The 25907-nt window shown below is 72.3% G+C and carries 13 protein-coding genes; 8 read left to right on the forward strand and 5 right to left on the reverse strand.

Annotated elements, in window-relative coordinates:
• Nucleotides 1-4 precede the first annotated feature (4 nt).
• The 5 genes from gatB (at nt 5) to WMF20_RS03575 (ending at nt 8577) form a co-directional block, all read left to right on the forward strand.
• On the forward strand, nt 5-1462 hold the full coding sequence (gene gatB / locus WMF20_RS03555; protein ID WP_129573010.1) for an Asp-tRNA(Asn)/Glu-tRNA(Gln) amidotransferase subunit GatB: 1458 nt from the start codon (nt 5-7) through the stop codon (nt 1460-1462).
• Complete coding sequence (locus tag WMF20_RS03560; protein ID WP_437610677.1) at nt 1459-1614, forward strand: hypothetical protein; 156 nt, start codon at nt 1459-1461, stop codon at nt 1612-1614. Before gatB ends, WMF20_RS03560 begins: the two co-directional genes overlap by 4 nt.
• Before the next feature lie 28 nt (nt 1615-1642).
• Nucleotides 1643-2494, forward strand: a complete 852-nt coding sequence (locus tag WMF20_RS03565; RefSeq protein ID WP_165373771.1) for a lysophospholipid acyltransferase family protein — start codon at nt 1643-1645, stop codon at nt 2492-2494.
• A gap of 74 nt (nt 2495-2568) precedes the next feature.
• Complete coding sequence (locus WMF20_RS03570) at nt 2569-6003, forward strand: GAF domain-containing protein (RefSeq protein WP_437610680.1); 3435 nt, start codon at nt 2569-2571, stop codon at nt 6001-6003.
• 270 nt (nt 6004-6273) lie between these two features.
• A complete protein-coding gene (locus WMF20_RS03575; RefSeq protein WP_437610682.1) occupies nt 6274-8577 on the forward strand; it encodes a glycoside hydrolase family 15 protein in 2304 nt (767 codons plus the stop codon).
• On the opposite strand, the gene WMF20_RS03580 is transcribed toward WMF20_RS03575, so the two are convergent.
• From WMF20_RS03580 to WMF20_RS03600, 5 genes are all read right to left on the reverse strand, one after another.
• Entirely contained in the window at nt 8543-11869 is a 3327-nt protein-coding gene (locus WMF20_RS03580; protein ID WP_437610684.1) for an FAD-binding and (Fe-S)-binding domain-containing protein, read from the reverse strand. The two genes, WMF20_RS03575 and WMF20_RS03580, sit on opposite strands and share 35 nt — an antisense overlap.
• A gap of 9 nt (nt 11870-11878) precedes the next feature.
• Entirely contained in the window at nt 11879-12985 is a 1107-nt protein-coding gene (locus tag WMF20_RS03585) for an enolase C-terminal domain-like protein (RefSeq protein ID WP_437610686.1), read from the reverse strand.
• A 2-nt stretch (nt 12986-12987) separates the two neighbouring features.
• Nucleotides 12988-14775 carry a thiamine pyrophosphate-requiring protein gene (locus WMF20_RS03590; protein WP_437610688.1) on the reverse strand — a complete coding sequence of 596 codons (1788 nt, stop codon included), beginning with the start codon at nt 14773-14775 and terminating at the stop codon, nt 12988-12990.
• Nucleotides 14776-14936: 161 nt separating this feature from the next.
• Nucleotides 14937-15830, reverse strand: a complete 894-nt coding sequence (locus tag WMF20_RS03595) for a dihydrodipicolinate synthase family protein (protein WP_437610690.1) — start codon at nt 15828-15830, stop codon at nt 14937-14939.
• Nucleotides 15827-16324, reverse strand: coding sequence for a cupin domain-containing protein (locus WMF20_RS03600; protein WP_437610692.1), 498 nt, complete (start codon nt 16322-16324; stop codon nt 15827-15829). Before WMF20_RS03600 ends, WMF20_RS03595 begins: the two co-directional genes overlap by 4 nt.
• A 64-nt stretch (nt 16325-16388) precedes the next feature.
• Here WMF20_RS03600 and WMF20_RS03605 point away from each other — a divergent pair, with 64 nt between their 5' ends.
• From WMF20_RS03605 to WMF20_RS03615, 3 genes are all read left to right on the forward strand, one after another.
• Entirely contained in the window at nt 16389-17876 is a 1488-nt protein-coding gene (locus WMF20_RS03605) for a PLP-dependent aminotransferase family protein (RefSeq protein ID WP_437610694.1), read from the forward strand.
• Between the two features lie 334 nt (nt 17877-18210).
• On the forward strand, nt 18211-21018 hold the full coding sequence (locus WMF20_RS03610; RefSeq protein ID WP_437610696.1) for a YncE family protein: 2808 nt from the start codon (nt 18211-18213) through the stop codon (nt 21016-21018).
• Nucleotides 21019-21212: 194 nt separating this feature from the next.
• A complete protein-coding gene (locus WMF20_RS03615) occupies nt 21213-25796 on the forward strand; it encodes an AAA family ATPase (RefSeq protein ID WP_437610698.1) in 4584 nt (1527 codons plus the stop codon).
• Nucleotides 25797-25907: the final 111 nt, after the last annotated feature.

The following is a 25907-nucleotide window of genomic DNA, read 5'->3' on the forward strand; positions in this document are numbered from 1 at the left end:
AGCCATGGCGACGACGTACGGCTCCTTCGAGGCGGTCATCGGGCTCGAGGTCCACGCGCAGCTCCTCACCCGCACCAAGGCGTTCTGCGGCTGCGCGACCAGCTTCGGCGACCCGCCGAACACGCACACCTGCCCGGTCTGCCTCGGCCTCCCGGGCTCGCTCCCGGTGCTGAACCGCGACGCCGTCCGGATGGCGGTGAGCGCCGCGCTCGCGCTCGGCTGCGAGATCCAGGAGAGCAGCATCTTCGCGAGGAAGAACTACTTCTACCCGGACCTCCCGAAGGGCTTTCAGCTCAGCCAGTACGATCGGCCGCTCGCGCTGCGCGGCGCCCTCGAGATCGAGACCGAGGCCGGCAAGCGGCGGGCGGGGATCACGCGCGTCCACATGGAGGAGGACGCCGGCAAGAACCTCCACGGCATCGGGGGCCTGTCGGTCGTCGATCTCAACCGCGCCGGCACGCCGCTCATCGAGATCGTCGGCGAGCCCGACCTCCGCTCGGGCGCCGAGGCCGCCGAGTACCTGAAGCGGCTGCGCGAGATCCTGATGTTCATCGGCGTCAACGACGGCAACCTCGAGCAGGGCAGCTTCCGCTGCGACGCCAACGTCTCGGTCCGCCCGGTCGGGGAGGCGAAGCTCGGCACGCGGACCGAGCTCAAGAACATCAACTCGTTCCGCTTCGTCGCCGAGGCGATCGATCTCGAGATCCGGCGGCAGATCGCGCTCATCGAGCAGGGCGGCCGGGTACGGCAGCAGACCCGCGGGTACAACGCCGAGAAGAAGGAGACGTACCTCCTCCGCGACAAGGAGAACGAGTCCGGCTACCGCTACTTCCCCGAGCCGGACCTGCCGCCGCTCGTCGTCGACGAGGCGTTCCTCGCCGAGGTGCGCGCCGCGCTCCCGGAGCCGCCGGCCGACAAGCGCCGCCGCTTCGCCGAGTCGCTCGGGCTGACGCCGTACGCGGCGCAGGTCCTGACCGGGCACCCGCAGATCGCGGCGTTCTTCGAGGAGGCGGCGCGCCTCCACGGCGACGCGGTCAAGGTCGCGAACTTCGTCCAGGGCGAGGTGCTGCGCGACACCCGCACGGCGGGCCTGTCGGCGACGTTCCCGGTCTCCCCGGCGCAGGTGGCCGGGCTGCTCCGCCTCGTGGACGAGGGCGCGATCAGCGGCAAGCAGGCCAAGGAGGTGTACATGGAGATGGCCGGCACCGACCGGGCGCCCGGCGACATCGTCCGCGACAAGGGGATGGCCGTGATGAGCGACGCCGGCGCGATCGAGGCGATCGCCGCCTCGATCATCGCCGCGAACGAGAAGCAGGCGGCGGCGTACCGCGCCGGCAAGACCGCGCTGCTCGGCTTCTTCGTCGGGCAGATCATGAAGAAGACGGGGGGCAGCGCGAACCCGGCCGTCGTGAACGACGTCCTCAAGCGGCTGCTCGAGGGCGCCCCCGCCGCCGGCGCGTGAGGGAGCCGCCCCCCCGGGCGCTCGCCACGAACTTGGCGAGCGGCGGCCTCGCCGCGGTCATCTGCATCCCGTATGCGGTCGCCTGCGACGCCCGGGCGCGCCGAGGCTTCCTCTCCGTGCAGCTCCACGCCAAGGATCGCCCCGCCGCCTGAACCGCCCAGCGACCAGGACACCCGAAGCATGGTCAGCGCTCTTCCCTTCGACGCCCTCCGGTTTCCGCTCCGCACCGCCGGCTTCGTCGGCCTCACCTTCGGCATGTACGGCCTGCTCGAGATCGACACCGCGCTCTCCAGCGACGCCGATCGCGAGGTGGTCCTCCATACATGGATGCGCCGTTACGGGCGCGCGCTCCTGAAGTTGTACGGCCTCGACGTGCGCGCCGGCGGTCTCGTCCAGGCGGAGCCCACGCGCGGCCCCGCCGGCGGCGCGGCCGACCCGGCCGTGGCGAGCGGGGCGTACTACCCCGGGCGCGATCCGGGCGGCGTCGGGCGGCTGTTCGTGATGAACCACCGGTCCGCGCTCGACATCATGGTCACGCTCGCGTTCTTCGAGGCCACCGTCGTGAGCCGCGCCGACCTCGCCGGCTGGCCGGTCATCGGCATGGCGGCGCGCCGCGTCGGAACGCTCTTCGTCGATCGGTCGAGCAAGCGCAGCGGCTCCGCGGTCGTGCATGCGATGTGCACCGCGCTCAAGCGCGGCCGTGGTGTGATGGTTTACCCCGAGGGGACCACGTTCTCCGGAGATGAGGTGCGGCCGTTCCGCGCGGGCGGCTTCACCGCGGCCTGCCGCGTCGGCGCCGAGATCGTCCCCGTCGGCCTCGCGTACGGCGGCGCGGACTCGTCCTACGCCGACGAGTCGTTCGCGGCGCACATGGCCCGGGTGAGCCGTACGCGACATATCCCCGCGGCGATCGAGGTCGGCGCGCCCATCGCCACGGCAGGCCAGGACGTCGGCGCCGTCCGCGACGAGTCGCACCGGGCCGTCCAGGCGCTCGTCCACCGCGCCCGCGCGCGGCTCAGCGCCGACGTATAGGCGCCCGGCCCCGCTCCTGCGCCGCTGGCTTCTGCGATCGGCCCTCGCTACGATGCGGGCCGCCGGCGACCATCATGGAGCGTGAAGGCAACCCCAGCGAGACCGCCATGGCCTGGCAGGTCCTGAAGCAGCCCCGCGGCGGGGCGATCCATAATGAGCTGATGTTCCTGGCGGACGCGAGCGAGCAGCTCACCGGATCGTTGGATCCGCACACGATCCTGGAGCGTCTCGCGCGCCTGTCGGTCCCCTTCCTCGCGGACTGGTGCACGGTCGATCTGATCGAGCGCGGCGCCGCCGACGCGATGGGCCTGGTCAGCTCCGTGCCGCCGCCGTCGCCGCTCTCCGAGGCCGACGGGCCGCCGTTCGCGCCGGGGGTGAGCGCGCTCGACGTCACGCCCGCGCCGGGGATCTACGCGCAGCGCCGCCAGCGCGCCGCGGCCGAGGCGGCGGGGGCCGATCGGGCGGGGCAGGCGGGCGCGCCGAAGAACCGGTTCTGCCGGGTCGCGGCCAAGCACGTGAACCCCGAGCGCGAGGGGCTCCTGCGCGCGATCTCGCCCGACGCCGAGGAGCGCCTCGGCATCGCCAAGGTGCTGCACAGCGGCGAGTCCGAGCTCCTGCACGAGCTCGACGGCGAGCAGGGCGAGGAGGCCGCCGAGCGCGCCGCCGCGCTGGAGCAGCTCGGCACGCGCTCGGCCATGGCGGTGCCGCTCATCGCGCGCGGCCGCAAGCTCGGCGTGCTCTCGTTCGGCGTCTCCGAGTCGAACCGCATCTACTCCGCGGACGACCTCGTGCTCGCGGCCGAGCTCGCGCACCGCGTGGCGCTGGCGCTCGACAACGCCTACCTCTACCGGAAGGCGGAGGAGGCGCGCCAGTCCGCGGAGCGGAGCGCGGACCGCGCCGCCTGGCTGTTCGCGGTCACGGCCGCGCTGTCCGACGCGATCACGCCGCCCGCGGTGCTCCGCGTGCTCGCGAGCGACGTCGTCGCGGCCGCCGGCGCGGTGACGGGCATGGTGGCGCTGCGCGCCGGGCTCGGCGGCGAGCTCGAGACGGTGCGCTCGACGGGGTACCTGGAGGCGCAGATCGCGCGCTTCAAGACGTTCGAGCTGAGCGCGGAGCTGCCGCTCGCGCGGGCGGTCCGCGAGCGGCAGCCGATCTTCCTCGAGTCGGACGAGCGCTTCGTCGAGTTCGAGGCGGGCTTCGTGTCCTGCTGCGCCGCCACGGGCGAGCGCGCGTACGCCGCGATCCCGCTCTTCCTCGAGGGGCGCGTGCTCGGCGCCGTGGGCTTCGGCTTCTCGGCGCCGCAGTCGTTCTCCGAGGACGACCGGGCGTTCATGCTCGCGCTGGTCCAGCAGAGCGCGCAGGCGCTCGAGCGGGCGCGCCTCTCCGCGCTGCAGACGGAGGAGGCGATGCACCTCTCGCACGAGGTGCTCAAGCAGATGCCCGAGGCGATCCTCGTCACCGACGTCGAGGGCAACATCCGGTACTGGATGGGCGAGGCCGAGTCGATCTTCGGCTACCTCTCCGAGGAGATCGTCGGCAAGAGCATGGCGCTCCTGCACCGCGAGGACGCCCGCGACGAGACCACGCGGAGGATCCTCCAGCAGATCGAGGACGCGCGCACCTTCGTCGGCGAGGTCCCGTGCGTGCGGCGCGACGGCTCCGAGGTGCCGATCGAGGTGACCGCGTACGCGGTGCACGACCAGGAGGGCCGCCCGCTGTTCCTGGTCGGCATCCACCGCGACATCACCGATCGGAAGCGGGCCGAGGAGGAGCGCGCGCGGCTCATCCGGGTGCAGGCGGCGCGCGCCGAGGCCGAGGAGGCGGCGCGGCGCTTCGCCTTCCTGGCGGAGCTCAGCACGGCGCTCGCCGCGTCGCTCGACTTCACGGCCACGCTCCAGTCGCTCGCGCGGCTCGCCCTCCCGGTGCTCGCCGATTTCTGCCTGGTGGACATCGACGACGGTCTCGGCCTGCGCCACGTCGCGGTCGCGCACGTGAGCCCGCTGAAGGAGCCGCTCCTCCGGTACTTCCACCCGAGCCGCGTCGACGGCGAGCCGGGCCCGGTGGCGCGCGTGCTGCGCACGGGCCGGTCGGAGCTCTACGCCGACGTGCGCGGGGACGTGCTGCTGCACGACGCGATGACGAGCGAGGAGGCCGCGGCCAACCGGGCGCTCGCGCCGCTCTCGTACCTCGTGGTGGCGCTCCGGGCGCGCGGGCGGATCCTCGGCGCCATCTCGCTCGTGTCGTCGGAGTCCGGCCGGTTCTTCGAGCGGTCCGACGTCGCCTTCGCCGAGGAGGTCGCGCACCGCGCCGCGCTCGCGCTCGACAACGCGCGGCTGTACCGCGAGGTGCAGGACGCGAACCGGCTGAAGGACGAGTTCCTCGGGACGGTGTCGCACGAGCTGCGCACGCCGCTCAACGCGATCCTCGGCTGGGCGCGGATGATGCAGGCGGGCTCGCTCGATCGGGTCGCGGAGACGCGGGCCTTGTCGGCGATCGAGCGCAACGCCGAGCACCAGGTGACGCTCATCGACGAGCTGCTCGACGCGTCGCAGGTCGTGACGGGCACGCTGAAGATCGAGCGGCTCGCGGTGGAGCTGACGCTGCCGGTGCAGACGGCGGTCGAGTCGATCCTCCCCTCGGCCGCCGGCAAGGGCGTGGCGATCGAGACGAGGCTCGATCCCGAGGGCGTGTTCGTGGAGGGCGATCCGGCGCGGCTCCAGCAGGTCGTGTGGCACCTCCTGTCGAACGCGGTGAAGTTCGCGCGGCCCGGGGGGCTGGTCCAGGTGCAGCTCTCGCAGGACGAGCGCCACGCCGAGATCAAGGTGATCGACGACGGGGAGGGCATCTCGGCGGACTCGCTGCCGCACGTGTTCGAGCGGTTCCGGCAGGAGGACAACAGCGGCGCGCGCCGCCACGGCGGCCTCGGCCTGGGGCTGTCGATCGTGCGGCACGTCGTGGGGCTGCACGGCGGCGCGGTGCGCATCACGAGCGCCGGCCCCGGGCGCGGGACGACGTGCGCGGTGCAGCTGCCGCTGTCGACGGGCGCCACGGCGACGGCGCTGACGAGCGCCGGCATCGCGCCCGACCCGCGCAACCCGTTCCCGCGGCTCTCGGGCGTGCGCGTGCTCATCGCCGACGACGATCCCGACACGCTCGCGATGCTGACGTCGGTGCTGCGGCGCTGCGGGGCCGAGGTCAGCACGGCGACGTCGAGCGCCGAGGCGCTCAAGCTGCTGGAGACGTCGGAGCCGGCGCTGCTCGTGGTCGACATCGGGATGCCGGGCGAGGACGGGTACTCGCTGATCCGGAAGGTGCGGGACCTCTTGCCGCGCAAGGTGGGGCGGACGCCGGCGCTGGCGCTGACGCCGTACGCGCGGACCGAGGACCGGGTGCGGGCGCTCGCGGCCGGCTACCAGATGCACGTGCCCAAGCCGATCGAGCCGATCGAGCTGGCGGCGGCGGTGAAGAGCCTGGCGACCGGGCTCCTGCCGTGGTCGCGCGAGGAGTGACCGGGGGTCCAGGCCCGCGGCTGCTATAGCGGAAGGGCGGGCTCCCCGGGAGCGACGCCGCGTCACCCCCAGTTGCGCGCGCGAGCCGCGCCTCGCTGTGCTCGATCTGCTCGGCGGGCGCCGCGTGACCGGCGCCGGTGGTGACGCGACCTCGCTCGCCGAGGGGACGGGCGCCCAATGCCCAGCGCGTCGCGTCGTCGCGCCCGCTCCATGGACCATGCGTTGCACACCTTGCAGCCGACGGGCAGTGGAGTGGTCGCGGCGCGGAGCATGCCTATGCGGATCCTCGGAAAAACGACGCTGGCGGCAATCCTCGGCACCTCGCTCCCGCTCGCCGCGGCGGCGAGGGCCGCGGCGCCCTCCGGCGCGGCGCCCGGGTCCTCGTCCTCCGGGAGCTGGTCTCACGGCTCCAAGGATTTCTTCGGCGCCGCGTACGAGAGCTACGATGCGGACCTGAAGTATTCGGCGCGCTCCGATACGGCCCCGATCAGCAGGGTTTGGTTCACGGGGGCGAGCGGCATCCTGACCGAGGTGTATTGGCCGACGAACGACACCCCGCAGACACGGGACAGTCAGCTCCTGGTCACGGGCGGTGGTCGAGGCCTCTTCGAGGAGCGGCGAGACGCGCGGCGGAGCATCTCCTGGATCGAGGAGGGGGTGCCGGCCTTCCGGGTGATCTCGGAAGACCCGGGCGGCAGGTTCAGGATCGAGAAGACGATCTTCGCCGATCCCGATCGCGACGTGGTCCTGCAGCGGCTGAAGATCACCCGGAACGCCCGGGGGCTCAGGTTCTTCGTCCTCCACAACCCCGGCGCGGGGAACACGCCGCTCGGCGACAGCGCCATGGCGAGCACCGGAGATGCGCCGGGAGCCGGGTTGTTCGCCTGGCAAGGCCCCTTTGCGCAGGCCCTCGTGGCCTCCGTCCCATGGCGCGACGCCACGGCCGGCTTTTCAGGGACCGCGAGCGACGGATATCGGGATCTGACGCAACATCGCACGCTGACCGCGCATTACCGCGACGCGACGGACGGAGATGTCGTGCTCACCGGGGAGCTGGACATCCCGCTCTCCCCCGGGGCCACCGAGCTCACGCTGGCGCTCGGGTTCGGACGCGACATCGGCGAGGCCTACCGCGCCGCCCGGGCGTCGCTCCGCGAGGGGCCAGGCGCCCTCCTCGACAGGTACCGCGCCCAGTGGCGCGCCTATCAGGCGTCCCTCCGCCCGCTCGGGAGCGCTTCGCCCGGCCTCGCGCGCCTTTACCGCAGCTCCGTGGCGGTCATGAAGTCCCTGGAGGACAGGACGCATCCAGGGGCCTTCATCGCGTCGCCGTCCGTGCCCTGGGGCGACGTCAGGCTCGACCGGGCGAGCGCGATCTCGCCGCGGACCTCGGACAGGATCACGGGCGGTTATCACCTCGTGTGGCCGCGCGACCTCGTCCAGATCTCGCTCGCGCTGCTCGCCGCCGGCGACGCGCGCTCCCCCCTGGCCGCGACGCGGTTCCTGAGCGGCATCCAGCTCTCCGCGTCCGACGGCACCTGGGATTTCGGCGCACTCCATGTGTCGAAAGAGGGGTCGTTTTACCAGAACACCTGGTCCGACGGGGCGCCGTACTGGAAAGGCCTTGAGCTCGATCAGGTCGCGCAGCCGATCGACCTCTGTTATCACATCCATAAAGAGCAGCTCGTCGCCGCCGACGCATGCTGGGATCTCGTGCGCCGCGCGGCCGACTTCCTCGTGGCCTTCGGCCCCTGGACCCCGCTCGATCGATGGGAGGAGGTGTCGGGCGTCTCGCCGTCGACCCTGGCCTTCCTCTGCGCCGCGCTCGTCCATGCGGCGGAGATCGCGGGCACGAGGGGGGACGGCGATCGCCAGGCCCGGTACAGGGAGACCGCCGAGCGCTGGGCCAGGCAGGTCGACGGCTGGACGTTCACGACTCGAGGGAGCATCGGCAAGGGGCGGTATTACGAGCGCGTCGACGGGGCCGGTGGCCCGGACGCCCCGAGGGACCCGAACGACGATCGAGGCTACGTCCTGCGAGGACGCTTCTGGCTGGAGCGCGACGTCGTCGATTGCGGCTTCCTCCGGCTCCCCGTGCTCGGCGTGCGCCCGGCGCTCGCGGCGGACATCACCGATTCGGTGGCGGCCTGCGACGCCGCGCTGCGCGTCGAGATCCCGGGGCTCGGCCCAGGATTCCACCGCTACGTCGGCGACGCGTATGGCTTCGATCCGCGCACGGGGGCGCGGACGCGAGGCATGTTGTGGCCGATCCTCACGGGCGAAAGGGCCGAGTACGAGCTCGCGCGGGCGCTCGAGGAGTCCGGCTCCTCCGCGGCGGCGCGGAAGCGGATGCGGCCCTACCTCGACGCGATGGCGCGCTTCGCGAACGCGACCCACATGCTGCCGGAGCAGGTCTTCGATAGCGGGCCTCACGCCGGCCAGGCGACCGGCGCGGCGGCGCCCCTCGGGTGGGCGCACGCCGAGCTCGTCACGGTCCTGCGCGAGCACGGCGACGGGAGGCTCTTCCGCCTGCCGATCCGCGTCACCGGACCGCACACGGGCGCCCGACGGCAGTGAGGCCCGGCTTCCTGCTCCCGAGCAGCCCCACGGCCGCGAGCGCCACGGCGGCCGCGCCAGCCGCCTGGAGCCACCGGCCGCGCCGCGCCCGCCGCCGCTCCGCCGCGAGCCGCGCGAGCCGCCGACCGCCCGCCCAGAGGAGCGCCGCCGCGCCGGCCGGCGCCGCGGCGAGCGCCGCCGCCTTCGCGCGCGGCATCATGTACACCTCCGCCGGGCCTGGCAGGTACGCGCGCTCGGGGTAGTCGCCCGTCGGCCCCTCGGGGCCGTGCAGCGTCGCCATGCGCACGACCTGGGCCAGGTGCAGCGCCTTCCGGTCGGTCGTCTGCTGGATCTGCTCGCGGCAGCTGAAGCCGTCGGCCACGATCAGCGCGTCCTTCGGCGCCGACCGGACCGCGGGCAGCAGCACCCGCTCGCCGCACTGGATCGAGACGTCGTACTTGTCGCCCTCCTCGAAGCCGAAGGCCCCCGCCATCCCGCAGCAGCCCGAGTCGAGGAGCTCGGCGTCGAGGCCCATGCCGCGCAGCACGTCGCGCTCGCCGTCCATCCCGAGGATCGCCTTGTGGTGGCAGTGGCCGTGCACCACGGCGCGCCGGTCGAGCCGCGGCAGCTCGCGCCCACGCGGGCCGAGCAAAGGCCGGCCGGGATCGCCGTCCGGCGCCCCCTTCAGGAAGTCGCCGAACATGTGCGTCAGCTCCCGGAGCCTCGACGCCACCGGGTCGTCGGGGAAGAGCCCGTGGAGCTCGTCGCGGAAGACCGAGACGCAGCTCGGCTCCAGGCCGACCACCGGCACGCCGCGCTCGATCGGGTCGCGCAGCGCGCTCATCACGTCGCGCAGCATGCGCTTGGCCGTCGTGAGGAAGCCGAAGTCGTAGAGCGGCCGGCCGCAGCAGAGCTGCTGCTCCGGGACGATCACCTCGTAGCCCGCCCACTCGAGCACCTCGGTCGCGGCGATCGCCGTGTCCGGGAAGAAGTGATCGTTGAACGTGTCCGGCCAGAGCAGCACCTGGGGCGCGCCGGCGTTGCGCCGCGGCCGGCCGTGGAACCACTGCCGGAACGACTGCCGCGCGAACGGCGGAATGCTCCGCTCGGGCGCGATGCCGGCGATCTTCTTGGCGATCGCGGCGAGGGCCGGCGTCTGCGTCACGAGGTTCGCGAGCCCGGGCACGCGCTGCCCGAGCCTCGCCCACCAGGTGATGAGCCCCATCGTGTACGCGGCGCGCGGCCGGAGCCGCCCCGCGTAGTAGTGCGACAGGAACTCCGCCTTGTAGGTGGCCATGTCGACGTTGAGCGGGCACTCGCCCTTGCACCCCTTGCACGCCAGGCACAGGTCGAGCGACTCCTTCACCGCGTCATCGCGGAAGCCCCGGAGCTCGCTCCCCTCCAGCATCTCGAAGAGCAGCCGCGCCCGGCCGCGCGTGGTGTGCTCCTCCTCGTGCGTCGCCATGTAGCTCGGGCACATCGTGCCGCCGCCGTGGCGCCGGCACTTGCCGACGCCCACGCAGCGCATCGTCGCGCGCGTGAAGTCGCCGTCGTCGTCCGGGAAGCGGAAGTGCGTCTCCACGGCGGCCGGGCGGAAGCCCGCGCCGAGGCGGAGGTTCTCGGTGACGTCGTACGGGTCGACGACCTTGCCGGGGTTCATGCGAAAGGCGGGATCCCAGGCGGCCTTGAACCGGCGGAACGCCTCGATGAGCTCCTCGCCGTACATCTTCGGCAGGAACTGCGCGCGCGCCTGGCCGTCGCCGTGCTCGCCGGAGAACGAGCCGCCGTAGCGGACCACGAGGTCGGTCGCCGCGTCGAGGAAGCTCTTCCAGTTCCGGATGCCCTCGGCCGTCACCAGGTCGAAGTCCACGCGGCAGTGCACGCACGCCTGCCCGAAGTGGCCGTAGAGCGAGGGGTGGTAGCCGTGGCGATCGAACAGCGCGCGCAGGTCGCGGAGGTAGCCGCCCAGGTTGTCCGGGTGCACGGCCGAGTCCTCCCAGCCGGGCCACGTGTCGGGCTCTCCCGGGACGCGCGCGGTCGCGCCGAGCCCCGATTTGCGCACCTCCCAGAGCGCCTGCTCCTGCTCGGGGTCGTCGTACATCTTCATCGACGGCGGGTTCGGCCCGCGCGCGAGGGCGTCCATGGCGGCGCGCGCCCGCGCGTCGGCCTCCTCCCGCGTGTCGCCCCCGAACTCGACCAGGAGGAAGCCGCGGCCCTCCGGCAGATAGCGCAGGTAGCGCACGTGCAGCCCCTTCTTGTGCATGTACTCGAGGAGCCGGTGGTCGAGCCCCTCGAGCGCGATCGGCCCGGAGCGCAGCACCTCGGGCACGTGGTCGCCCGCGGAGAACACGTCCGGGTAGCCCAGCACCACGAGCGACCGGAACCTGGGCCAGTCGACGAGGCGCAGGGTGGCCTCGAGCACCGTGACGCACGTGCACTCGGTGCCGACCAGGGCGCGCGCCACGTGGAAGCCGTTCTCCGGGAGCAGCTCGTCGAGGTTGTAGCCCGACACGCGGCGCGGGATCCGCGGGTAGCGGGCGCGGATGAGATCCGCGTACCGGTCGCGGATCGCGCGCAGCTCGGCGTAGATCTGCCCGCGCCGGCCGCCCTGGCGGACGATGGCGTCGAGCTCCTCCTCGCTCGTCGGCCCCACGCGCAGCCGCAGGCCGTCGTAGGTCAGCACCTCGAGCTCGTGCACGTTGTCGACGGTGCGACCGCCGAGCACCGAGTGCACGCCGCAGGAGTTGTTGCCGATCATCCCGCCGAGCGTGCAGTACTCGTGGGTCGAGGGGTCGGGCGCGAACGTCAGGTCGAGCTCGTTCGCGGCGTCGCGCAGGGTGTCGAGCACCGTGCCCGGCAGGACCCGGGCGCGCTTGCCCGCGCGGTCGAGCTCCAGGACGCCGCGCATGTACTTCGAGAAGTCGAGCACGACCGCGACGTTGCACGTCTGCCCGGCGAGGCTCGTGCCGCCCCCGCGCGCGAGGATCGGCGCGCCGTGGCGGTGGCACGCGGCCACGGCGGCGATCACGTCGTCCTTGTGGCGCGGCACGACCACGCCGATGGGCAGCTGCCGGTAGTTCGACCCGTCGGTCGCGTAGAGCGCCCGGTCGCCCGCGGTGAAGCGGACCTCGCCCTCGACGACGCGCGAGAGCTCGTCGGCGAGCGCCTCCACCTCCGCGCTCGCCGCGGGCGCGAGCCGGACGCGCCGCTCGCCGGGGAGCCGGATCACGCCGCGATCGATCTCGCGCTGGACTGGCTCGGAGGGCACGTCCTCCGCCGGAAACCTCTCCCTCTGCTGCTCGATGTGCTGCATGGTCCCCCCTCACACCGCGAAGCGCTCGGCGTCGGCGCGACGGAGCTCGAGGCCCATCCCGGGGCGCGAGAGGTCCGGGGCGAGCGCCCCGCCCGCGGGCGCCGCCGCGCCGTCGAAGAGCATTCGCTCGATGCGGACGTGATCGTGAAAGAACTCGAGGTGCGCGAGCCGCTGCACCGCGCACGCCGGGTGCAGGTGCAGCGACGGCGCGCAGTGGCCCGACAGGTCGAGCGAGCGCGCCTCGCACAGCGCCGCCGCGGCGAGGAAGCCGGTGATCCCGCAGCGGCTCGCGTCCGCCTGCAGGACGTCGACGGCGCCGGCGTCGAGCATGCGGCGGAAATAGACGAGGTCGTAGCCGTACTCGCCCGCCGCGACGTCCATGCCGGCGGGCGCCCGGTCGCGCAGGAGCCGCAGCCCGTCGAGGTCGTCCGAGGTCACGGGCTCCTCGAACCAGCGGACGCCCTCGTCGGCGAACCGCTCGGCGAGGGCGAGCGCCTGCTTGCGCGAGTAGGCCCCGTTCGCGTCGACGAACAGCGCGGCGTCCGGGCCGACGGCGCAGCGCGCCGCGCGCACGCGCGCGAGGTCGGCCGCGGGGTCGCGCCCCACCTTCATCTTCACGCGCGGGATGCCCTCGGCGACCCAGCCGCCGAGCTGCTCGGCGAGCTCAGCCTCGGTGTACGAGGTGAACCCGCCGCTGCCGTAGATCGGCGCGCGGTCGCGCGCCATCCCGAGCAGCGTCGCGAGCGGCAGCGCGAGCAGGCGGGCCTTCAGGTCCCAGAGCGCCGCGTCGACGGCGGCGATGGCCATCTGCGCGATCCCGGGCCGGCCGAGGTTGCGGATGCTGCGCACCATCGCGGCCCACGCGCCGGGCACCGCCATCGCGTCGCGCCCGCGCACGACGTCGGCGAGCTTGTCCGCCACGAGCCGCGCCGCCGCGACGTCGGCGTACGTGTAGCCGAGCCCGCGCTCGCCGCCGGCGGACGCGTGCACGACGACCAGCGTCGTCTCGCGCCACTCGAGCGTGCCGTCCGACTCCGGCCGGTCGGTCGGGATGATGTACGCGGCCACCTTGATCCGCTCGACCGGGACCGCCGCGCGCTGCCTCGGATCGGCCATCGTCAGCCCCGGTGCGGGATCCAGCTCTCGATCATGTCCCGGTACGCCTGGCGGATGATCCCGCGCGCGCCCGGGTCCCCCCGGAGCAGCGCCGTCGTGAGCATCCTCGCCTGCTTCACCGTGATGTGCGGCGGCAGCGGCGGGACCTCCGGGTCGGTCACCGCCTCGACCACGACCGGCCGGTCGACCCGGAAGGCCTCGTCCCAGGTGCGCGCGACCTGGTCCGGGCGGTCGATCCGCACGCCCGAGAGCCCGAGCGCCTCGGCGTAGGCCGCGTACGGGAAGTCCGGCAGCGTCTGGGACGCCTCGAGCTTGGGGTCGCCGCTCATCACGCGGAGCTCCCAGGTCACCTGGTTGAGGTCGCGGTTGTTGAGCACCAGCACGACGAGGCGCGGGTCCTTCCACTCGCGCCAGTACTTCGCCACGGTGACGAGCACGTTGATGCCGTTCATCTGCATCGCGCCGTCGCCGACCATCGCGACGACCGGGCGGTCGGGGAAGGCGAACTTCGCCGCGACCGCGTACGGCATCCCGGGGCCCATCGTCGCCAGCGTCCCGGAGAGCGAGGCCATCATGCCCTCGCGGATCTTGATGTCGCGCGCGTACCAGTTCGCCGACGAGCCGGAGTCGGCGGTCAGGATGCACCGGTCGGGCAGCCGCGGCGACAGCTCCCAGTAGACCCGCTGCGGGTTGAGCGGATGGGCGTCGTTCATCGCCCGCGCCTCGAGCACTTTCCACCAGTCGGCCACGCTCTCCTCGAGCTTGCGCCGCCACGAGCGATCGGTCTTGAGCTTGAGGTAGGGGATGAGCGCCCGCAGCGTCTCGGCGCTGTCGCCGATCAGGTTCAACTCCATCGGGTAGCGCAGGCCGAGCATCCGGCCGTCGATGTCGATCTGGACGCCGCGCGCCTGGCCCTCTTCCGGCAGGAACTCCGGGTAGGGGAAGTTCGAGCCGACCATGAAGAGCGTGTCGCAGTTGGCCATCATCTCCCAGCTCGGCTTTGTGCCGAGCAGGCCGATCGCGCCGGTGACCCAGGGCAGATCGTCGGGGAGCGCCGCCTTGCCGAGCAGGGCCTTGGCCACGCCGCACCCGAGGATCTCGGCGACGCGCGCGACCTCCGGCGCGGCGCCGAGCGCGCCCTGGCCGATGAGCATGGCGACGCGCTTGCCGGCGTTGAGCACGTCGGCCGCGCGCCGCAGGTCCTCCTCCTTCGGCACCACGCGCGGCGACGAGTAGCCGAGGCCGGTGTGCACGGTGCCGTGCTTGTGCGGGGGCTCCTCGACGGCGTCCATCTCCTGGACGTCCTTCGGGACGATGACGCACGTGACCGTGCGCTCCGCCCGCGCGATGCGCATCGCGCGGTCGATGAGGTGCCGGACCTGCGCGGGCGAGGACGCCATCTGCACGTACTCGTGCGCGACGTCCTTGAAGAGCGTGACGAGATCGACCTCCTGCTGGTAGTGCCCGCCGAGCGCGGCGCGGTCCTGCTGGCCGACGATGGCCACGACCGGCTGGTGGTCCAGCTTCGCGTCGTAGAGCCCGTTCAGGAGGTGGATCGCGCCGGGCCCCGAGGTCGCCAGGCACACGCCCACCTCGCCGGTGAACTTCGCGTGGGCGCACGCCATGAACGCGCCCATCTCCTCGTGCCGCACCTGGATGAACCGCAGGTCCGGGACGCGGTGGAACGCGCCCACGATGCCGTTGATGCCGTCGCCTGGGTAGGCGTACACGCGCCGGACACCCCACGCGACGAGGCGCCTCAGCAGGAACTCGCCGACGGTCTGCGCCATGAGTCTTCTCCCCCGCGAGCCCGGAACGTGAGCTCGACCCTGCGCGGCGTGCGAACTCCGTGCCGCCTCGGCGCGCCGCGCGCTGCGTGCCGCGTCTGCGCGTGCGGGCGGGCGCTGCGCGCGCGGCGCCGCCGAGCGGCCGCGCCGACGCGAAGAGCGCGTCATGCGGGCGGCAGCACGGCGAGATCGACAAGGATCCGTCGAAGCTCCTCCACCCGCTCCTTCTCGAGCGGCTGCAGCGGGGCCCGGAGCGGCCCGACCCGGGTGCCCATCAGCTCGAGGGCCGCCGAGATGGCGCGCGGCAGCCCATGCGCGACGATGAACTGGAGGAAAGGCAGCTGGCGGTAGAAGCACCTCCGAGCGGCGTCGAGGTCGCCGCGCGCCACCGCGTCGTAGAGCTCGACGGTGAGGCGAGGGATGACGTGCGGGGCCGCCGTGCACCAGCCGCGGGCCCCGGCCACGAACGCGGCCAGCGCGAGCGGATTGCTCCCGTTGTAGAAGGCGACCTGATCGCCGCAGAGCTGCACGAGCCGGTGCATCCGGTTCACGTCCCCGGTGCTCTCCTTCACCATGGTGACGTTCGGGATGCGCAGCAGCCGCGCGATCGTGTCGGGGCTCAGGTCGATTCCGCCCGTCGCCGGGTTGTTGTACACGGCGATGGGGATGGAGATCGCCTTCGCGACGGCCTCGAAATGCGCCACGATCTCCCTGTCCGAGAGCTTCCAGTAGCTCATCGGGAGGATCATCACCGCGGAGGCACCCGCCCGCTCCGCGTACTTCGCGTGGCGCGCGGTCCGCTCGGTGGTGAGGCTCGACACGCCGACCAGGGTCGGGGCCCGGCCCGCCACGCGCTTGACGACGAGGTCGGTGACGGCCTCGCGCTCCTCGTCCGAGAGGTACGGCAGCACCCCGGTGCTGCCCAGCGGCGCGATCGCGTGCACGCCCGCGGCGAGCATATCGTCGACGATGCGCCCGAGGAGCTGCTCGTCGACGCGCCCGGCCTCGGTGAACGGCGTGATCGGGTAAGCGACGATGCCACGGAGAGGGGATGTCATCGCGCGCCCCCTTCCGGCTCGTGGTTCCTGTCGAAGAGCTGGTCGGCCCGGCCTGGCACCTCCTCGCGCAGCGCGACCCCGCCCATGTTCTGCAGCGCCGGCGCGTTCTCGCAGGCGAGGTAGCGCGCCCGCCCCTCTCCGGTGTTGACGTGGTTGTGCCACGCCCACACCGGGACGTAGATGGCGTCCCCCTGCTTCCAGTCGACGCGCCTCCCGCCCACGTACGAGTAGCCCTCTCCCTCGAGGACGTAGAGGATGGTCTCGTACGTGTGCCGGTGCCGATTCGACGATTGCCCCGGCTCGAGCCAGCCGATGGTCACGCTGATCGCGTGTGACGGGAGATCCACGAAGAAGACCGGGTGCTTCCTCGCCCTCGAGTAGGCGTCGCGGTGCCCGTCGGACTCCACCGCCGGGTGCGCGAGCCTCTCGGGCATCACCACGCGAGGCCGCGGCGGCGTCTTGTCGAAGTCTGCTGAATGGAACCGTTCGCTCATGTCTGCTCCTTGTCCGCGCGAAGAGCGCCTTGCGCAGGAGCAGGAGTAGCGTGAAGCTGGACCCATGGGAGGCTCCAGAACCAACATATCGACGGGTCCAGCTGGTCGGCCATGGCGCTTCGACCTGGCGCTCGACGGCGGCGCGTCCGTGCCGCGCCAAACGCAGCTGAGCCGCGCGATCGTCCAGGAGATTCAGCGCGGGCGGCTCCTGCCGGGGGCGACGCTCCCGGGCAGCCGGACGCTCGCCGCCCAGCTCAAGGTCAACCGGAAGGTCGTCGTCGCCGCCGTGGGCGAGCTGGTGGCCCAGGGGTGGCTCGAGGCGCTCCCCGCCCGCGGCACCCGGGTCGCGCTCAACCTCCCGACGCTCGCCGTCGCCGACGCCGAGGGCCGCCGCTCCGCCGGGGCGGCCGTCGCTCGCCGAGGCGCCGCCGCGATCGCGGTGAGCGACGGAGTCCCGGACGCCCGGATCGCGCCCGTGGACCAGCTCGCCCGCGCCCAGCGGCGCGCCCTCCGCGCGCTGACCCGGACGGGCCTCGGCTACGGAGATGCCGCGGGCGATCCCGTGCTCAGGGAGGTCCTTGCGGGCTTCGTCAACCACGCTCGCGGCCTCTCGTGCTCCTCGGAGGAGGTCGTCCTGACGCGCGGCAGCCAGGGCGCGCTGAGCCTGTTCGCGCTGGCGATGCTGGAGCCCGGGGATGTCGTCGCCGCCGAGCACCCCGGCTACGCGCCGGCGTGGCGCGCCTTCCGGCTCGCCCGGGCCGAGGTCGTCCATGTGCCCGTCGACGCCGAGGGCCTCCGGACCGATGAGCTGGAGGTGCACGCCAGGCGGCTCAAGGGGCGCCTCAAGGCCGTGTACGTGACACCGCACCATCAGTACCCCACGACCGTGGCGATGTCCGCGGAGCGCCGGATGCACCTGCGGCGAATCTGCGAGTCGTTCCGGCTCTACATCGTGGAGGACGACTACGACTACGAGTACCACTTCGAGGGCGCGCCGCTCTTGCCCCTCTCCGCGACCAAGGACCTCTCGTCGCGCTGCGTCTACATCGCTTCGCTATCGAAGCTCATCGCCCCCGCCCTGCGGCTCGGATACATCATCGCGGACAGGTCCGTGGTCGCGCGATTGAGCGCGGTCCGCGAGCTGCTCGATCGCCAGGGAGACGTGGTCCTCGAGCGCGCCGTGGCCGAGCTCATCGAGGATGGCGAGGTCCAGCGCCACGCGCGGCGCGCCCGGCAGCTCTACCGAGAGCGCCGTGATCACCTGCTGGAGCAGCTCGCGTCGCGGCCGCCCTTGCGCTCCGCGCTCGCGTGCGATCCGCCCGGCGGGGGACTGGCGCTCTGGATACGCCTTTGCGGTTTGACCTCGGAGGAGCTCGTCCGACGCGCGCGCGCGCGCGACCTGACCCTCACGCCGGGGTCTGCGCACGTCGCGGACGGGTCTTTACCCGCGTTTCGCTTCGGCTTCGCGGCTCACACCACCGAGGAGCTGTCGAGGATCTGCGACACGCTGGAGGCGTGTCTCAAGCCCGACTCCGGCGCGAAGCGCCGATGAGCAGCGCGCGGGCGCGCGCGACGTTCTCCATCTCACGCTCATGCCGTCGAAGCTCCCGGCCGGGGGAGCGATACCGGCGGCCGCCCACCCGCGCCGGGGCCCGGGCGCATGCAGGGCGAGATCCCTTCTCCCCCACACGCCGCACTCCTTCCCGACACGCGCGCACAGCCGGCCGCGCCAGCCACGCGCCCTCGACTCGACCCCCTTCGCCGCGCGGCGTCGGCCGCCTGCGCGCATCGGCCGTGATGAGGGATAGCCATTGATTCGAAAATGCTGTTAGCCTGAAAGCGTCGTCCGCCATCACCCCGGATCACACGAACGGGAGGGAGGAATCATGCAATCGAACGTCAAGCTCGCGCGCTTCCATGCGCGCCTCGCCGTCGCTGCGGCCGCGTCCCTGGGCACGCTCGCGACGAGCGATCTCGCGCGGGGCGCGCCGTCGTACACCCTCTTCGAGAGCGGCCAGGTCCGCCCCCTCGCCATGTCGCCCGACGGCAAGCTGCTCCTCGCGCTCAACACGCCCGACGGCCGCCTCGAGGTCTTCCGGGCCAACCAGGGCGGCCTCTCCCATCGCGCGTCGATCCCGGTGGGCGTCGAGCCGGTCGCGGTCGCCGCCCGGACCAATGACGAGGTGTGGGTCGTCAATCACCTGTCCGACAGCGTGAGCGTCGTCGAGCTCGACCCCGGGGGTACCGGCGGGCGCGTGGTGCGCACCCTGCTGGTCGGCGACGAGCCGCGCGATATCGTCTTTGCCGGGCCGGGGCGGCGCCGCGCCTTCATCACGACCGCGCATCGCGGCCAGAACGTCCCCTTCGACCCGCAGTTCACGACGCCCGGCATCGGCCGCGCCGACGTGTGGGTCTTCGACGCGAACCACCTCGGCGCGTCGCTCGGCGGCGACCCGCTCACCATCGTCACCCTGTTCACCGACACCCCTAGGGCGCTCGCCGTGACGCCGGACGGCAAGCGCGTCTATGCGGCGGGCTTCCATTCCGGCAACCGGACGACCACCGTCAACGAGCAGGTCATCCCCGACGGCTTCGGGCCCGGCGGGACGCTCGGCCCGGCGACGAACGCGCAAGGCTTCCAGGCGCCGGAGGTCTCCCTCATCGTCCAGCACGACGGCGCCCACTGGAAGGACGAAGCCGGGCGCGACTGGGACCACGTCATCAAGCTCTCGCTGCCCGACAAGGACGTGTTCGCGATCGACGCGATGGCGAGCCCGCCCAGGCAGGTCAGCGGCCCCGCCGGCTTCTTCACCGGCGTCGGCACCATCCTGTTCAACATGGCGGTGAACCCCGTCAACGGGAAGATCTACGTCTCGAACACCGAGGCGCTCAACCTGCAGCGCTTCGAGGGGCCCGGCATCTTCGCCGGCAGCAGCCTGCGCGGGCACCTCCACGAGAGCCGGATCACCGTCCTCGGGGGCGGCTCGGTCGCGCCGCGGCACCTGAACAAGCACATCGATTACGCGAGCTGCTGCGCGCCGGCGCCCAACGCGGAGAGCGCGAAGAGCCTCGCCCAGCCCACGGGCATGGCGGTCTCCCCCGACGGCGAGACGCTCTATGTGGCGGCGCTGGGCTCGAGCAAGGTCGGCGTCTTCAGCACGGAGGAGCTCGAGGACGACACGTTCGTCCCCGACACGAAGAGCCATATCCCGGTGACCGGCGGCGGCCCGACGGGGCTCGTGCTCGACCCCGCGCGGCGCCAGCTCTACGTGATGACGCGGTTCGACAACGGCATCTCGATCATCGACACCCGGAAGCGCAAGGAGGTGGCTCACGTCACGATGTTCACCCCCGAGCCCCCCGCCATCGTGAACGGCCGGCGGTTCCTCTACGACGCGGCGTTCTCCTCGAGCCACGGCGACTCGTCGTGCGCGAGCTGCCATATCTTCGGCGATTTCGACAGCCTGGCGTGGGACCTCGGCAACCCGGACGCCCCCGTGGAGCCGAACCCGGGTCCGTTCGGAAACATCACGAACTTCTTCACCGGCGAGCCGATGCCGACCGACTTCCACCCCATGAAGGGCCCCATGACGACGCAGAGCCTGCGCGGCATGGCCAACCACGGGCCCATGCACTGGCGCGGCGATCGGACGGGCGGCACCCCCGACGCGCCCTCCGCGCAGCCCGACACCGGCACGTTCGACGAGCGCGCGGCCTTCAAGAAGTTCCGGCCCTCCTTCATGGACCTGCTCGGGCGGCACGAGCTCATCCCGGAGGCCGACATGGAGGCCTTCACGGATTTCATCCTCAAGGTGACCTACCCGCCGAACCCCGTCCGGAACCTCGACAACTCGCTGACCCCCGCCCAGCAGCAAGCCGAGGATTTCTTCAACAACGTCGTCGTCGACATCACCGAGCGGTGCGGCGATTGCCACGCCGTGGACCCTGCCGCAAACCCGGAGTCCGACGCCCCGGGGTTCTTCGGCACGACGGCGTTCACGACCTTCGAGTTCCAGCCGATGGTGCTCAAGATCCCGCACCTGCGCAACGCTTATCAGAAGGTGGGGATGTTCGGCGCGGAGCTCCCGCTCTCGAACACCTTCGACGATTTCCCGTTCATGGGAGACCAGGTGCGGGGGTTCGGCTATATCCACGACGGGACGTTCGATACGATCTTCAGGTTCCTCCGGGTCTCGGATTTCTCGGATCAATTCGTGACGCCGTTCGCCGAGAACCCGACGGGCATCCCGGTCACGCCGCAGGGCGACGCGCTCCGCCGCGGGCTCGAGTCGCTCATCCTCGCGTTCCCGACCAACATGGCGCCCATCGTGGGCCAGCAGATCACGCTGACCCGCCACAACGCGCATACCGCGGCGCCCCGCATCCACCTGCTGCGCGCGCGCGCCGACGCCGGCGAGTGCGACCTCGTCGCGAGGACAACCCTGCTCGGCCGATCGCTCGGCTATCATTACCTGGGCGGCGGCTACTTCTCCGCGAACCGCAGCGCCGCCCCGCCGCTCAGCGAGCCGCTGCTCCGGTACCTGGCCGTCGTGACCGGCCGCGAGCTGACGTATACCTGCATGCCGCCCGGCTCCGGAGAGCGCGCGGGGATCGACCGCGATCTCGACGGCTTCCTCGACGGCGACGAAGAAGACGCCGGCAGCGATCCCGCCGATCCCTCGGACACGCCCTGACCCGCGCGCGGGCGCGCACATCGTCGCCCGTCGCCTCCTGCCGGCCCGCCACCCGCGCTTCCGGAGTCTCCGGCCCATTCCCTCAATCGCCGCGCGCACCTCGATGCGACCGAGATCGACCCCGGCCGTGACGTAAGCGTGGCCACCGACGGCCCTCCTGCGATAGAAGGCAGACTCATCTGGAGAGTCACGCCATGCAGCCGTTCCTGGACTCGCAAGCCCTCCCTGCCGGCACCTTGCTGGCCGCACCGATGGACATGCCGCGCTTCCTCGCCGCGGCGGTGCGCCTCTCCCTGTCGCTCGCGGACCTGCACAAGGACGGCGCGATCCATGGCCGGCTGTCGCCTCGCAGCCTGCTCGTCGGGGAGAGCGGCGACCCGCTCCGCATCGTCGCCCCCCCGGCCGGCGCTCACGACCGAGAGCAGCTCGTGGCGCACGTGCTCGCCCAGCCGGAGCTATTTCCGTACATATCGCCCGAGATCACGGGGCGGATCAACCGACCGATCGATCACCGCGCCGACCTGTATTCGCTGGGGGCCATCTTCTACGAGATGATCTCGGGCGCACCGCCTTTTCAGGCCAGCGACCTGCTCGAGTGGACCCATTGCCACGTCGCCCGGCGGCCACGCCCGCTCACCGAGGTGGCGCCGGCGACACCTCCTCTCGTGTCCGAGATCGTCTTGAAGCTCCTGGCCAAGATGCCCGACGAGCGTTACCGGACGGCGCGCGGGCTCGCGCACGATCTCGAGCGGTGCGCCGCCGCCCTGCGCGAGGCGGGCGACGTCGCGCCGTTCGCGCTCGGCGCTCGGGACACGCCGGATCGGTTCCAGATCCCGAGGACCCTCATCGGGCGAGATCGCGAGATCGCCGCGCTCACCGGCGCGTTCGAGCAGGTCGTCTCGACGGGCACGCCGGCGCTCGCGCTGGTCACCGGGCCCTCGGGGATCGGCAAATCATCGCTCGTGCGCGAGCTGCTCCACCACGTCGTGAGGGCCCACGGGGCGTTCGCCTCGGGCAAGTTCGACCAGTACAAGCGCGGTATCCCGTATTCCACGTTCGCGCAGGCGTTCGGAGAGCTCGTCCGCCGCCTCCTGACCGAGAGCGAGGCTCGCCTCGACGCGTGGAGGGCGCGCTTGCTCGAGGCGCTCGGCCGGCACGGTCAGCTCATCATCGACGTCATCCCCCGGGTCGAGCTCATCCTCGGGCCGCAGCCGCCCGTGGAGCGGCTGCCGATGAGCGAGGCGGAGAACCGCTTCGTCAGGACGTTCCAGCAGTTCGTCGGCGTCTTCGCCGCCCCCGATCACCCGTTCGTCCTGTTCCTGGACGACCTCCAGTGGGCGGACGCCGCCAGCCTCCGGCTGCTGCGGCGCCTGCTCGATCCGGCGCCGTCGCGCCCCCTGCTCATCCTCGGAGCCTACCGCGACGGCGAGGTCGGCCGCGCGCACCCCCTGACCGCGGTCGTGGACGAGCTGACCGCGGCAGGCGCGCCGGTGCGCCGCGTCCCCCTGGCGCCGCTCGCCGCTGCCGACGTGCGCGAGCTGGTGGCGGCCACGCTCTCCTGCGATCCCGGGGCCGCCGAGCCCCTCGCCGAGCGCGTGCACCTCGCGTCGGGCGGCAACCCGTTCCTCTCGGCGCAGGCGCTCACCGCGCTGCACAAGCGCGGGCTCGTGCGGTTCGACGGCGGCGAGGGCGCGTGGCGGTGGGATCTCGCCGAGATCGACGCGAAGGGGCAGCTCGGCGGCGCCTCGGACCTGTCGGCGAGCGCGCTCGAGCGGCTGTCGGACGAGGCGCGGGCAGCGCTGCGGCTCGGCGCGTGCCTCGGCGACGATTTCGAGATCGCCACGCTGGCGCTGCTCGCCGGCACGCCGGAGGAGGCGCTCCGGGAGCACCTCCGGGAGGCGGCCCGGGAGGAGCTCGTGACGCTCGGACAGCGCACGTGCGCGTTCGTGCACGATCGGGTGAGGCAGGCGGCCTACGCGCTGATCCCCGAGGAGACGCGCGCGGCGGAGCACCTCCGCATCGGGCGGCTCCTCCTCGCGGCGGAGGCGCCCGGACAGAGCGTCTTCGCCGTCGCCAGCCAGATGAACCTGGGCGCGGCCCTGATCCGCGAGCGGGGCGAGCGGGCGCGGGTCGCCGCGCTGAACCTCGACGCAGGGCGAAGGGCCAAGTCGTCCGCTGCCTACCGGCCGGCCGCAGACTACCTCGCTGCCGGGAGCGCCATGCTCGCCGAGGATTGCTGGGAGACGCAGCACGAGCTCGCGTTCGCCCTGCACCTCGAGCGCGCCGAGTGCGCGCAGCAGAACGGCGATCTCGACGAGGCGGAGCGGCTCTGCGCCCTGCTCCTCTCGCACGCGAGGACGCTCCTGCACAGGGCGCCGGTCTATCGGGTGAAGATCGAGATCCGCACGAGCCGGTTCAGCCCCGACACGATGCCTTGCATCCTCGAGTGCCTGAGCGCCCTCGGCGTGGGCGTGCCCGAGCGCCCGAGCGACGCCGACGTCCAGGCCGCGTTCGACAGGGTGTGGCGCGCGCTCGGGGATCGCCCCGTCGCGTCGCTGATCGAGCTGCCGCCGATGGCCGACGCGGAGAGCCAGGCGGTGATGAGCACGCTGGCCGTGACCTACGTCGCGACCTGGTTCATGGACGAGAACGTCGCGCACCTGACGGCCAGCTGGATGGTGCACCTCAGCATGACCCGCGGCAATGCCGACGCGTCGGCGCTCGCGTATGGCGGCTTCGGGATGTCGCTCGTGCAGCGGTTCGGCGACTACAAGAATGCGGTTCGCTTCAGCGAGCTCGCCTACCGCCTCGCCGAGGACCGCGGATCGATCTACTTCCTGGGCGTCGCGGCGGATCTCCACGGGGTCATGATCTCGCCCTGGGTGCGCCCCTTGCCGGTGAGCCTCGAGGTCATCCGGAGGGGCCTCGGCGCGGCGATCGAGTCCGGAAACCTCATCTTCTCGGCCTTCCTCGCCCTCGGCACGATCACGCACGGCCTCGCGCGAGGGGAGCCGCTGGAGGAGCTCTATCGCGCGAGCGAGGCGCGGATGGAGACCGTCCGGGCGGCGAGCTTCGCCATGGCCGAGCGCTGCCTCGTCGTCTTGCAGCGCTTCATCAAGAACATGATGGGCCAGACGAGCGGCCCGCTGACGTTCAGCGGCGACGGCTTCGACGAGGCGGAGTTCACGGAGCGGCTCGCCGACGGGAGCTCGCCGCTGGCGGCGCTCTGGTATCATGTGGCGCGGCTCCAGGCCCGCTTCCTCGTCGGCGAGCTGGACGAGGCTTCCCGGGCCGCGGCGGCGGCGCAGGAGATGTACTGGGCGAGCGTGCTCCAGATCCTGGTGCCGGACTATCACTGCTATGCCGCCCTCACCCTCGCGGCGAGCCCCGCCGATCCCGAGGACCCTCGGAAAAGGCGCGAGGCCATTGCGATGCACGAGGCGCGCCTCCGCGGGTTCGCGGAGAACTGCCCCGAGAACTTCTCGCACAAACATGCGCTGATCCAGGCCGAGATCGCCAGGATCGAGGACCGCCCGCTCGACGCGATGGGGCTTTACGAGCGCGCCATCGGCGCGGCCCGGGAGGGCGGCTTCGTGCACGACGAGGGCGTCTGCGCGGAGATCGCCGCGCGCTTTTACATGGCCCGCGGGGCCACGACCGCGGGGCTCGGCTATCTCGGCGTGGCGCGGGCGTGTTATGCCCGCTGGGGCGCGGCGCTCCTCGTCGACCGGCTCGAGCAGCGGTACCCGGAGCTCCGTCAGGCGGCGATCGACGCGCCCCAGCGCCCCGCGGGCGACCGCAGCCGGCAGCTGGACACGCTCGCCGTCGTCAGGGCGCTTCAGGCCATCTCCAGCGAGATCGTCCTCGACAAGCTCCTCTCGAACCTGCTCCGCGTCGTCATCGAGCACGCGGCCGCCGAGCGCTGCCGCCTGCTCCTCGTCCAGGATGGCCAGTTCACGCTGCTCGCGAGCGCCTGCGCCGAGCAGCCGGTGGAGATCCACCGCCTCGCGGAGGGGGGCACGCTGCCCGCGGGCTGCGTGCCGATGTCCATCGTCAGCTACGTGAAGCGGACGGGAGAGCACGTGATCCTGGACGACGCGTCCGAAGGCGGCCATTACGCGACCGACGAGTACGTCGCGCGCCGCCGGACCAAGTCGGCGTGCTGCGTGCCGATCACGAGGCAGAAGGCGCTGACGGGCATCCTCTACCTGGAGAACGATCTCACGAGCGGCGCGTTCAAGGCGGACCGGCTGGCGCTGCTGGATCTCGTGGCGAAGCAGGCGGCCATCTCCGTGGAGAACGCCCTCCTGTACGAGGGGCTCGCCCGCGAGAACGGCGAGCGGAAGCGGGTGGAGGACGAGCTGCGCGAGCAGCTGCAGATCGTGTTGCGCCAGGAGGACGCGATACGGGCGCTGTCGACGCCGATCATCGAGGTGTGGGACGGCGTCGTGACGATGCCGATCTTCGGGGCCATCGACGGCCAGCGCGCGACGCAGATCATGGATGTGCTGCTCACGACGATCACGCGCAAGCGATGCAGGTTCGCGATCCTGGATCTCACGGGCGTCGAGGTCGTCGACACGGTCACGGCGCACCATGTGCTCTCGGTGATCCGCGCGGTCGAGCTGCTGGGCGCCCGAGGCATGGTGGTCGGGCTCCGGGCCGAGGTGGCTCAGACCATCGTGTCGGCCGGCGTGGATCTGACGCGCATCAAGACGCTCGGGAACCTCCGGCAGGCGCTCCAGGTCTGCATGCGGGCGTCGAAGAGCTCGCCCTGATCACGAGCAAGGCCGAGCGGCGACAGCTGACGCGGCGTCTCCGCGAGGTCACGGCCGTCACTCCATCAACGCCAGCCTCCGGGCAGCACGACGCGGCGGAGAGCGCGGCGT

Source organism: Sorangium sp. So ce834 (assembly GCF_051521425.1).
Taxonomy (GTDB): Bacteria; Myxococcota_A; Polyangia; order Polyangiales; family Polyangiaceae; genus Sorangium; species Sorangium cellulosum_D.